At 47.8% G+C, this 11737-nt stretch carries 11 protein-coding genes; 4 read left to right on the top strand and 7 right to left on the bottom strand.

All coding sequences use genetic code 11. The features are described from left to right. Nucleotides 1–132 precede the first annotated feature (132 nt). Nucleotides 133–876: a hypothetical protein gene (locus tag BW952_RS05435; RefSeq protein WP_045851151.1), complete on the top strand. Its 744-nt coding sequence runs from the start codon at nucleotides 133–135 to the stop codon at nucleotides 874–876. 637 nt (nucleotides 877–1513) lie between these two features. Here BW952_RS05435 and BW952_RS05425 read toward each other — a convergent pair. The 3 genes from BW952_RS05425 to BW952_RS05415 are packed head-to-tail and all read right to left on the bottom strand — an operon-like array spanning nucleotide 1514 to nucleotide 4767. Beyond that, a complete protein-coding gene (locus BW952_RS05425) occupies nucleotides 1514–3511 on the bottom strand; it encodes a hypothetical protein (protein ID WP_045849062.1) in 1998 nt (665 codons plus the stop codon). Further along, complete coding sequence (locus BW952_RS05420; protein ID WP_045849063.1) at nucleotides 3486–4385, bottom strand: ABC transporter ATP-binding protein; 900 nt, start codon at nucleotides 4383–4385, stop codon at nucleotides 3486–3488. Before BW952_RS05420 ends, BW952_RS05425 begins: the two co-directional genes overlap by 26 nt. Continuing rightward, a complete protein-coding gene (locus BW952_RS05415) occupies nucleotides 4378–4767 on the bottom strand; it encodes a GntR family transcriptional regulator (protein ID WP_045849064.1) in 390 nt (129 codons plus the stop codon). Before BW952_RS05415 ends, BW952_RS05420 begins: the two co-directional genes overlap by 8 nt. A 170-nt stretch (nucleotides 4768–4937) precedes the next feature. Here BW952_RS05415 and BW952_RS05410 point away from each other — a divergent pair, with 170 nt between their 5' ends. Together BW952_RS05410 and BW952_RS05405 are read left to right on the top strand one after the other, a co-directional pair. Then, nucleotides 4938–5513, top strand: coding sequence for an RNA polymerase sigma factor (locus tag BW952_RS05410; protein WP_045849065.1), 576 nt, complete (start codon nucleotides 4938–4940; stop codon nucleotides 5511–5513). Then, the gene (locus tag BW952_RS05405) at nucleotides 5491–6207 is read left to right on the top strand and encodes an anti-sigma factor (RefSeq protein WP_045849066.1); all 717 of its coding nucleotides are present in this window, start codon (nucleotides 5491–5493) and stop codon (nucleotides 6205–6207) included. Before BW952_RS05410 ends, BW952_RS05405 begins: the two co-directional genes overlap by 23 nt. A 198-nt stretch (nucleotides 6208–6405) precedes the next feature. On the opposite strand, the gene BW952_RS05400 is transcribed toward BW952_RS05405, so the two are convergent. The 4 genes from BW952_RS05400 to BW952_RS19220 all read right to left on the bottom strand — a co-directional run bounded on the left by BW952_RS05400 (nucleotide 6406) and on the right by BW952_RS19220 (nucleotide 9920). Continuing rightward, on the bottom strand, nucleotides 6406–7047 hold the full coding sequence (locus BW952_RS05400; protein WP_045849067.1) for a class A sortase: 642 nt from the start codon (nucleotides 7045–7047) through the stop codon (nucleotides 6406–6408). Next, nucleotides 7044–8486, bottom strand: a complete 1443-nt coding sequence (locus BW952_RS05395; RefSeq protein WP_076496209.1) for an MSCRAMM family protein — start codon at nucleotides 8484–8486, stop codon at nucleotides 7044–7046. The genes BW952_RS05400 and BW952_RS05395 overlap by 4 nt, the downstream gene beginning before the upstream one ends. 440 nt (nucleotides 8487–8926) lie before the next feature. After that, the gene (locus BW952_RS05385) at nucleotides 8927–9784 is read right to left on the bottom strand and encodes a prohibitin family protein (RefSeq protein ID WP_045849070.1); all 858 of its coding nucleotides are present in this window, start codon (nucleotides 9782–9784) and stop codon (nucleotides 8927–8929) included. Beyond that, nucleotides 9741–9920 (bottom strand): hypothetical protein, encoded by a 180-nt coding sequence (locus tag BW952_RS19220; protein WP_139325418.1) that lies wholly within the window; start codon nucleotides 9918–9920, stop codon nucleotides 9741–9743. The genes BW952_RS05385 and BW952_RS19220 overlap by 44 nt, the downstream gene beginning before the upstream one ends. A 173-nt stretch (nucleotides 9921–10093) precedes the next feature. Between BW952_RS19220 and BW952_RS05380 the strand changes: the two genes are divergently transcribed. After that, nucleotides 10094–11737 (top strand): PhoX family protein, encoded by a 1644-nt coding sequence (locus BW952_RS05380; RefSeq protein WP_045849071.1) that lies wholly within the window; start codon nucleotides 10094–10096, stop codon nucleotides 11735–11737.

Raw genomic sequence — 11737 nt, 5'->3', positions numbered from 1 at the left:
AAACAACCAATCTGTTTGTTATAATTGTAGTCCATTCTTATATGAGCAAAGGCGGAGATCTATTTGAAGCGGTTGCCCTTATTAAGCAGCTTGGTGATCACCTTTATTCTTCTTTACATTGGAGGGTGTGCTATGGCTAAACAAGAGAAAGCCACATGGATTTGGGATGCTTCCACTTTAAGGAGCAGTGAATCGTTGCTATTATTTTTCGAGCAGCAGCACGTGACCGACGTGTATGTTCAGATCGATCCCCTCGTATCGGATGCTGTATATGAGGAGTTCATACGAGCGGCCCATAACCAAAGCATCCGTGTACATGCTCTCGACGGTGCACCGGATTATACGGATGAAGACCTGGATGGTTTTCTTGAACGGGTGCGGCTGCATGACTGGGATGGCATTCATCTCGACATTGAGCCGTATTTATCGGATAAATGGACCGAGGACCAGCAGTTGGCTGTATACCGTTATGAACAGGTGATTAAGCAGGCAGCGGATAGTGGCTTCACGCTTGGCGCTGATATTCCATTCTGGTATGACGAAATTCCTTCTTCTTCCGGTGGAACATTGGCGGAGTTTGTCATTGACCGGACAGATTATACGGTCATTATGGCATACCGGGACAGCGCTGAGCGAATTTTAAGCGCCGCAAAAACAGAACTTGCATGGGGGCGCGCAGCCAAAAAGGACGTCGTCATTGCGTTGGAAACAATTGAAAATGCAGAAGCAGACGGTATTTCCTTTCACGGGAAAAGTGCTGAATACTTTTCAGAGGAGCTGAATAAAGTAGCCGCCGAGTGTGATTGCCAGATCGCCGTTCACCACGCCCAGTCCTGGCAAAAACTCCTCCATGATGAAATAAAGGGTGGGACATAGCAATGAGATTGGCTCGTGAATCTGAACAATCTAGCAGATGAAAGCCTTGATTCTTCTTTTTCTTGGAAAAGCACACACAGGGGCTCCGGGCTGCCGGCTCCGCTTTTCTATGTGGCGAACGCTGAACCAGCCCAAAGTGCGCGGCTGTTTCAGCCTGTCCGCTCGTCACATGGAAGTCTCCGCCGGCTTCCCTCCGCCCGTTGTGGTTCTAATAAAGCTGTGAAGATAAAAATGCTGGAAAAGGGCTTGATTTCAATGACTAACAAATTGCTGTATAAGAAGCACCTTCTTTTTTTTCACACGAATAATTGAGAGTGGTTTGTTGTTACTCATTCAGAACGCTTCTTTTTAGGTTTGACCAGCTGCCTGTCCTCCCAACCAGGGCGGCTGGCGCAGGACGAAGACTCGGGAGGGATCAGCGGGCCAAGTGAGATCCACTTTTGACGCGGCAGCGGCAAAAGTTAGCTCACCGCCCGCCCCTCCGAACGCGAAGTCCTGCAAAAGCCGCCCAAACCATGTTCGCACAAGCACAGCCACTAACCGGTTTGTCATCATGAAGAGCTCGAAAAAAAGCCGAACGATACAATCGTCCGGCTTTTTCTTCTATCCAGAACCTTTTGTTCCAAGCTCCTCATCGCTATTCTTTTAAGCTGGCAATCGTGGTCGTTTCAAATCCAGGATTGCCTTTCCACTTCAGCACAAGCATGCGGCTTCCGGCTTCTGTTGTGAGCCCCGCTGGATTCATCAGTGCGGTTAGTTCTTCTTGATCCGCTACTTTACGCGAATCAAGAGGTATTTTTGACAAATCGACTTCTTCCTCACCACTCCAGACAAAATCAGTCAGCTGTTGAACGCTGGCCCGGTCTGGTGTCTGAACAATATAGGCTTCCTCCACCATATCAGCTGAAGCGAACGTTTGGCCGTTTGGCACAGATTCACGAATCACGTTAATCGTTTGTTCATCGCTCAAGTTGATCGCTTGGGAAATGTTCAGCTGATTCATATTGTCGCCGACTGTCGCCTCGATCCAGCCAGCACTGGAATAAAAGTCTCCCGATAGCACCTGGGTATTTCGGGACAGCACATCCTGCTTCATCGCGTTGATTATTGCTGAGGCCGTTTTTTCATCGGCTACGTTGGCAACCGGGGACGAACCGAAAGCCTCATTTTGTACCGTCAAATACTTGAAGGCGTCCCAGCTTTTTAATGCGAATAGTGAGCTTGATGCCTTGATAAACTCAGGATTTGACCGCAGCTCGCCTGCTGCATCCGCTACGGAATCCACGTCCACATTGTACTGGCGGCGCAGCACACTTCCATCTGACAGCTCATAAATAATCGTCACAGGATACGCCTCCATCAAGCCAAGGCCATTGTCCATGCCGATCAGCCTGCTGTGCATGGAACGGACCTGCTTGATTGAATCAGCTCCTGTCATAAACCCTGCATCGGGCTGCAGCAGCGCTTTTTGTTCCTCCATATAAAACTCATTTTCAAATGGTTCATTGCTCTCACCGACATACACCTTGGTAATGTCCGTGGAATCCGGCACTGCGTTTTCATAGGACTTGGCAAACAGCATGCCGGGGATGAGCAGGACAACCATTAAAGCGGCGAACAGGGCAAACCCTTTCCATGGCCAGATCAGCCGCAGCGACTTTTGCACAATCATCTGGAGAAGCGTGTAGCCGGCAAGGGCCCCGATCACATACCCTGTGATCATCCAGGCAGACGTCCCGCCTAGAAGCTCAGCGAAATAAAGCCCTCCAATCATCATTGCACCAAACGTTAAAACGAATATAAAGGCCCAGCGGAAAAAAGGAAACACGATTGTTTCATCCACCGCTTCTGCTGGTCTTACTTTATATACATAATAGGAAATCGCAACAGCCGCTGCTGCAAGAGCAATGTATACGAGCCATTCTGTTCCGGTGAACGGCTTTGCTTCATACGCCCCCGCCCGGATGAAAAAAATGCCCTCTTCCATAATTTTTGTTGTATAGGAATCAACGGCCAGCCCATTCACAAAGTAGCGGGCATTAGTCAGCGTCAAAACAACTAAAATGGCCGGAATAATAAAAATGCCGTACGCCATAACCCCCTGTAAAATCGCCGGACCGATAAACAAGCCGATCAGCACCGTCACAATAAACAGGAAAAGAACGATAAAAGCAGATAGACCTGCCCATTCTGCAATATCTCCAATTGTATACGAGATAGGGTGCACAAATGGCCGCATAATGAGCACAATGGCGGCATTGATGACAATTGGCAGCACAAGTGAAGCGGCGCCAGCCGCATATACATGCGTGAGTAGCGACTCCCGCTTAAAGGGCAGGCTGTGCATAAAATCAGATGAGCCCTTTTTTGTCATATAGCTCGTTAAAATAATGCCGGCCAGCACCGGAAAAATAAGATACGTAACATATTGAACAGAAAAAGAAATCGTCAGCAGTACGTTATCAGGGTTCGTCTCTAAAATTGACTGAATGCCCCACTCTTCCCGGCGCACAACGAGCATGCCGAGCGGGAGAAGAATGATTTGCGACAGCAGGAAAAACACACTAATCCATAAAACAGAGCGTGCATGCTGTGAAAACAGCCCTTTATTAAACGATAAGATTCCGGATTTCATAGCCGACACTCCCCATTTCATATGTAAAAATTTCTTCTAGCGTGAGCGGCAGCACGTCGTAAATGGCAGGTTCATATGAACGCACGTGACGGTCAATATCCCCTTCCTGTCCCCGGACGATGCACGTTAATACCCGTCCTCTTTTCTCCATATGCATGACGTCCATTCCACTTAAAAATGTGTCATCCGGCATTTTTTTAAAGGCGACCTGCAGCTTGCTTACATCTGTTTTTAATTCTTCTAAATCACGCTCATAGAGAATGCGCCCTTTATGCATCACCCCTACTGCGTCACAGAAATCTTCCATTTCCCGAAGATTGTGTGAGGAAACAAGCACCGTCATAGCCCGGTTGCTGACATCCTGGATAAGCAGGTTTTTCACCTGCTGGCGAACAACCGGATCCAGACCGTCAAATGGCTCATCCAGCACAAGCACATCCGGCATCGCTGCCAGCGTTAAAATAAAGGACGCCTGACGCTGCATGCCTTTTGACATCCGGGACAGCTTTGCTTTCGGATCAAGTGAAAAGTGCTCATATAACTGGTGAAACCGCTCGCTGTCCCATCGATCGTAAACCGCTTCATAAAACGAGGCCATCTGTAAAAGAGACGTTTGATGGAAAAAGTACGGCTGATCCGGGATAAATAAAATCCGCTTTTTCACGTCAGGCCGTTCAAAAATCGATTGCCCCTCTACTTGCGCTGTGCCCTTATCGGCTTTTACAATGCCAGAGATGATTTTCAAAAGCGTTGTTTTCCCGGCGCCATTCGATCCGAGCAACCCGTAAATCGATCCTTTGTTCACGTGTACCTGTACGTCTTTCACTGCTTCGAAACGCCCGAATGTTTTGGATACGTGTTCGGCTTTAATCATTCCCGCTCTCTCCCCTTTCCGGCTCTTCCATCGTTTCGATCAGCTTGATCACTTCATCCTTCGGTACGCCTAAATACAAAATTTCGCCGACGATCCGCTCAAGCTCTTTCCTCAACATTTCCATCCGCTCCTTGTCGATCTTGTTTTTCACAGGGGATACAAAGCTGCCCTTGCCGGGAATCGAATAAATATAGCCTTCTCTTTCAAGCTCCCTGTACGCTTTTTGAATGGTGTTCGGATTGATCGTTAATTGCTGTGCCAGAGCACGCACGGAAGGAAGCTGTTCATCTTCCTTCATCACATCGCGAATGATCAGCTCCTGCAGCTTTTTCATCAGCTGCTCATAGATGGGCACGCGGCTTCTTGAATCGATCGTAAACATCGCCGTCCTCCTTTTTCTGAAACCGTACTAACTGTATTAATATAAATAATACAGTTATTTTTTCAAAACGCAATACTTTCTTTGGAAAATCGTTTAAAATAGAATGAAACCATGATCCGAACGCCATTTTCAATCGTTAGCTAGGTAGTTGGATAAAAAAGGAGCCTTGTATGAGCGAACAGGACTTTGAACTGTATGAGCGTATCCAAGCCGCCGATAAACAGGCGCTGGAAACGCTGTATGAACGGTATGAAAAGCTGTTATTTTCGTTCGCGCTTCGCATGACCGGAAGGCGCGACTTGTCAGAGGAAATTGTTCAGGACGTTTTTATGAAAATCTGGACGAAGCCGAATTTGTACGACCGGTCAAAAGGAAAGTTTTCCTCCTGGCTTTTAACGGTCACGCGCAACGCCAGCATTGATTCGATGCGGCGTAAAAACGAGCAGACAGAAGCACTGGATGAGCGCGATTCACTTAAAAGCAACGAACCGGCCGTTGAGGATCTCGTTCAATGGAAGGAAGAAGGAACCGTATTGCGACATGCGATTGCACAGCTCGCTGAAGAACAGCGGGAAATGATCGAATTATTTTATTTTAAAGGCTTATCCCAGCGTGCCATCGCTGAAGAACGAAATATACCGCTCGGCACCGTAAAAGGACGAATACGCCTGGCATTAAAGCATTTAAAAGGGCATTTATCAACAGGGAAAGGGGGCGTAGACGGTGAAGTGCGAGGCATTGATTGATTACTTTAATGGAACACTGAATGATAAAGACCGAGCCGCTTTTGAAAAGCATTTAGCCGAATGTACGGATTGCCGTGAAGAGCTGGAAGAACTGCGCCTCTTGACAGCTGACCTGCCATTCGCCGCTGAACCGGCTGAACCAAACGACGGAATGAAAGAGCGTGTCTTATCGGCTGTCTTTGCTGAAGAGCCTGTAACAGCAGTCGAGAAAACAGCCCCGGCCCCTGCGCCGAGGAAACCGGCACGGCAATGGCTTCAGCCGCTGTTGGCCGCCTCTCTTTTACTATCTGCAGGCGCGAATGTATACCTGTTAGCCCAAAAAGAAGAGACTGATCAGCAAGTCGCGAGGGAAGAGCCTGCTACCCTTGCCGGCAGCGTGCAGCTCGCTGCCACCGAAGGCTTTAACGGACAGGCGCAAGCGTCGATGGTGCAGGAAAACGGACACTCCTCGGTGATCCTTCAGGCCAATCAGCTGCAGGTCCCGACCGGCACAGAAGCCTATCAAGTCTGGCTGATTAACGAAGCGGGCGACAAAGTGAGAGCCGGCACCTTCAACACGGATGAAAGCGGCCGCGGTGCCGTGTCCTACACAATGCCGTCTGATGACAACTGGCAAATGATTGCTGTCACACTCGAACCAACAGCCACAAGCGAGCAGCCTCTCGGCGATATCGTTCTGGCGGCTGAGCTTTAGATTTCCCCTTAGCTAACGCCGATAAAATGGATAAACCGCTGATATTTTATTGGCTAACGCCGGTATTTGAATATATCGGCGTTCGCTTGCTCCTTATCGGCGATGCTGGCCATATACCGGCGTTCGCTCCCTGTTTATCAGCGATAACGACAATATATAGCAGCCGGCACAAAAAATAGACGCCCCATCACCGGGCGTCTATTTTTTATATTCTGTTGTTTTCAACAGGTTGCCATACACTATAAATCGTTTTTCACGATCACTTGAATCAAAGCAGGTGACGAGTGTAATCCTCGGCTCAATCGTATTATCCATCACGTCCGTACGGCTTTCGTGAACGACTTCTGTTCCGGTTGCTTCATACGTATATTCATAGGTTAAATCCGTCACGTGAATCAAGTCGCCTTTTTTCACGTGGAGAACAGGGCTGAATAACAGGTCATCCCTTTTCATATGATGTCCGGCGAGCGGATAGTTGCCGACGCCCATCCACTGGTTTTCCCGCATCGTGGTGGCACCGGCCATTAAATGCTCATTTGTCGTTCCCTTTAAAATTGGCAAATCCAGACTTACTGATGGAATCCTGATTTGACCCACAACGGCGGCCTGATCGGGCTCGGCCTCCTGCACTACACTATCGAGCACCGACGGCGGTTCGATGGCTTCCATATCAAATTCCGCCGGCTTCTCGTTGTTTTCGCGAATTTTCTCGGGCGTTAACGTTTCCGCTGCCAGCTTTTTCGAGTTGGCTTCGAGCAGCTCATACTTTAAGAATGGCGCACTGATAAGGACAATCGCAACGATGATCAAACAAACGCCAATCACTTGCCTTCGTTTCACGCACGTTTCCCTTTTCTCACAAGAAGAAGACCGCCTGCTGCCAGCAAAACGCCGCCAAGCATATACATCATATTAGATGCATCACCCGTTTGCGGTAAAGTGCCGCTGGCTGATTTAGTCGTGCCTGACCCGTCAGAATCCACTGAGGATGTTGACGTTGCTTTTGTTTTTTCAAGCTCCAGCTCCACCGTTTCCCCGCTTTTAATGGTCACTGCTTTTTTTCCTGTGGAGCGTGTGTACCCGTCCGGCGCACCTGTTTCTTCCAGCTCATAGGAACCCGCTGCCAGGTTTGGAAAAGAGGCAATTCCTTTATCATTTGTGACAACCTTTGAAACGAGCTTGTCCTCTTCGTCAAAAAGAGAATATTCCGCGCCTTGCAACGCTTTATCTGACGAAGCATCTGTTAACTCGACAGTCAACGCACCATATGGATTTTCAAGTGTATTTTCGATCTTTTGTTCAATCGGGGTCTGCCGTCCGACCGTAATTGTCCAGCTTTCTAACGGAAGAACATACTTTTCCGTTGTTTTCAGCTGTGTTAAGGTATACGTCCCGTAGGCAAGGCCAGTTAACGACGCTTTTCCTTTTGAATCGGTCACGATTTTTTTAGAAAACAAGCCGTTCGCTGTTTTTAATTCAAACTCGGCCCCTTCAATCGGTGTGTCTGTTCCTTTTTCAACAGCCGAGACCGTTAAACCGCCTGTTAAGCCGGTTGCTTTTTCATGCACAATTTCCTTTGTTACAAGTACCGCATTCAAATCGACCTTCCATGGATCTGCCGGTACAGCGTAGCCATCTGGTGCGGTCGTTTGAGTAATCGTGTACGTACCGAATTCAAGATTCGGAACCGTCGCTTCTCCGGCACTGTTTGTCGTCAATAACCCTACGACCTTGCCGAGGTCATTGACAACAGTAAACGTAGAGCCGGCAAGCTTTGTTTTCGTGTCTTTTTCAAGCGCCACAAGTTTAATCGCGCCGGCGGCTGCTTCTGTTACAGTAAGCGATGCCGTTTCACCCGTTGGAAATACAGCGCTGTATGTTCCAGCTTTAGTGACTTTTTCTTTATTGAATGTGACGGGAACAGCAATCGTTCCTTTGTTTCCGGATTGGGCTTGTTCGACCAGAATCGTCACCGTATTAGCTGCTGCATCCGTCTTCACTGTTCCAGCCTTTTTCCCTTCAGCTGTCTGAAGCTCGATTTCAGCACTCGTCACAGTGAAAATATCTGGCACTGTGTAAACAGCGGGTTCTTCACCTGCATACGTCCAGTCCAATAAAAGCGTCATCTTTTCGTTCAATGCATAAGGCTGTGCTGTCGTACCATCTGCATGCGTGACAGCCGATTTCGTAAAAAAGGCCATCTCTGCTTTTGCACCGGCAGGCACCATCATACCAGCGGCCAAAAAAAGTGCCATAATGGGCAGTAACCATTTTTTCATTTTTTCTCCCCCTGCGCTATTCTTCTTTTTCTTAGCTAATTTTACCATAACAAGCACTAAAAACCACGAACAATTTTCAGAAAAAAAGCAGCCGAGACATGACAATGAGGAGCAGAATGGTTTGTTATCTTCCGTTATCCTGCTTCTTTTTAGATTTTGCCAAAGGCTTTTCCTCCCCACTGAGGGCGGCTGGCGCAGGACGAAGACTCCTTGGGGATCAGCGGGTCAGGTGAGATCAACTTTTGACGCGTTAGCGGCGAAAGTTAGCTCACCGCCCGCCCCCAGGAACGCGCAGTCCTGCAGAAGCCGCCCTTTCTGTGTTGGCACAAGCGCGTTCACTAAAGGTTTCACCATCATGAAGATCAAAAAAAAGCCGAACGAGGCGATCGTTCGACTTTTTCTGCTATTCAAAACCTTCTAACCTAAGCTCTTATCCTACTTTATTGACCTGAAGCCGCTGGCGCTGTTTCGTCAAGCGGGATGGAAATCAGCTGTTCCGAGCCGGTTGCTTTCGGCATCACACCGTCCCACTTTTCAATCCATTTATTTTGAATGACTTCCGGGGAAATGGATGCTTTAATGATTTCATTGTAATCCGCAATCCCTTGCGCTTCGATCTTTTGTTTTTGAGCTTCTGCTTCTGCAATTTTCAGTTCAATTTGCTTTCGCTCGAGCTCTTGGGCCGCTTCAACACGCTTATCGATAGCTGCCTGCGTTGACTCATCCGGCTTTGGCACACCAAGCGTCATGTTATCCACGACAAAGCCGAGATCCTGAATGTCCTCCGCAAAAAGCGTTTGAACGTTTACAGCCGCTTCAGAGGATTTTTCCCCGTACGTATCAATAACGGAATATTTAGCAATGCCTTTTCGTCCGGCATCCCACAGCCTTGTGCGCAAATAGGAATCTTCTATCTGCTCCACTTCAATCGGACCGAACTGGTTGAATACATCGACCACTTTATCTGGCTGGATGCTATAGTTGTAGGCAAAATCAACGGTGACGCTTTTGCCGTCAGATGTCGCCACTTGAATGTCCTTGTAGTTCACTGTTTGCATACGGACAGGATAAACCGTCACTTTGTCGAATAATCCGACAAGGTGCCATCCCTGTCCAAGTGTTTCATCTTGAACGCCGCCATTCGGGCTGTACACAACCCCAACATAGCCATTCGGAATTTTTTCAATAAACATCGATAAAAGGGCTAAACCTAAAATAAGTGCAACTGCTACAAGCGAACCCCCGACGACCTTTTTATTCATTCCTTTGTTTTTCTTTTTCGGTGTTATTGTCTCCATTTTCTTCCTCCTTAAATTGTTCCTTTACCTTGCTTGCCGTCTCCCCCACTTTCTTAAAAGAAGGTGACAGCATCAGCCAAATTCCCACTCCGATGATCAGCAGTACAACGACTGAACCAATAAACACTTTCATCACTCGTTCACCTCTTTGTTTATTTTTACGTAATAATTGTAAAAAAAGTTTCAATTATTTTAATGATCTTCATATTCTTTTACATAATTCACACAATTTGAGCGACTCTTCTTTACATTTATTTTCTACTATAGCAATTGGGCGTTTTAAAAAATACATAAAAGGTGGGTCCAGTCATGTCACAAGATTTAAACAGAAGAAAGTTTTTAACGTATGTCGGTACAGGGGTAACAGCATTAACGGTAGCATCCGCAGGGTTAAGCTCATTTGCCCCAAAAACACAGGCAGCCGGAACAAAAGCCGCTTCTCATTTATTCGGCATGAAGAAAAAAGTGTCCGGCTTGAACTTTAAGCCGATTCAGCCATCTGGAAAAGACGAGCTCGTTTTGCCGCGTGGATATAAATATGATGTCGTAGCCGCTTACGGAGATATCATTAACAAATCCGGTGATACATTTGGCTACAATAACGATTTCACGATGTTTTTCCCGATCGACGGCTCGAATCAGCGCGGACTTCTCTGGGTCAACCATGAATATACGAGCGATCTCTGGGTAACCGGGGCTCCTGTGAACGGCCGCTATTCAGCTTCTCAAATTCAAAAGCTTCTTTACAATCAAGGCGGTTCGATCATTGAAATCTATCAAGATGAAGACGGCGTATGGAAAATGGATACTTCCTCACGGTATGCACGCCGCGTTACCGGCTTAACGCCATTCCGTTTAACAGGTCCTGCACGCGGTTCAAAGGCAGTCGGCGGTGTGGACATCGTTCAAGGAACATTCGCGAACTGCTCCGGCGGAAAAACACTCTGGAATACGGTTCTTTCGGCAGAGGAAAATTATGAATCCACATCGGAAGCAGCTTCTCTTAATGAAACGCATTACGGCTGGATTGTCGAAGTCGATCCATTTGATAAAAATTTTGCGCCGCGCAAGCATACAGCACTCGGCCGCTTTCATCATGAAAACTCGGCAATGGGCCTCACAAATGACGGCCGCCTCGCTGTTTACATGGGCGATGACAAGCAAGATGCCTGCGTCTACAAATTCATCAGCAAAAACAAGTATGTGAAGTCCCGCAAGCAAGCCAATTCAGACTTGTTGGAAGAAGGCACGCTGTATGCAGCGAATATGGCAAAAGGCACATGGGTTGCACTCACGATTGAAGCTGTCCGTGCAGCCGCAAAGGACAAGGATGAGCTGCTGGCGAAATTCCAAACGCAGGCAGATGTTCTCGTTCATGCACATGATGCCGCTGTACTGCTTGGGGCAACACCGACAGACCGCCCGGAGGATGTGGAAATCAGTCCGTTTGATAAATCTATTTTTATCGCGCACACAAATAATGCGAAGCACGGCAACATGCACGGTCACATTACCCGCTTTTTAGAGGACAAGGATGATCTCGGCTCACTGACATTTGACTTTGAAATCTTTGCCTGCGGCGGCCGCCAAAGCGGGTTCAGCGCACCGGATAACATTACGTTCGACAGCGACGGCAACCTTTGGACCGTCACGGATATTTCGTCCAGCTCGGTTGGAAAAGGCATTTTCGAAACCTTCCAGAATAACGGTGTGTTTGTCATTCCAACAAGCGGAGATGCAATGGGCGAAGCGTACCAGTTTGCTTCTGCACCGATTGAAGCAGAGCTGACGGGCCCTTGCTTTACCGATGATGAAACAACGCTGTTTTTAGCTGTCCAGCATCCAGGAGAAGAAACAGAAGATCAAAACAACCCGACGAGCATGTGGCCGCACCGCAAAGGCGATAACCAGCCGCGTCCATCTGTTGTCGCGATTACAGGCTTTAAATACTAA

The organism is Domibacillus enclensis (genome assembly GCF_900156125.1).
Classification (GTDB): domain Bacteria; phylum Bacillota; class Bacilli; order Bacillales; family Domibacillaceae; genus Domibacillus; species Domibacillus enclensis.
The sequence above is the reverse complement of the archived record's forward strand: the minus strand, read 5'-3'. Positions and strand labels throughout refer to the sequence as shown.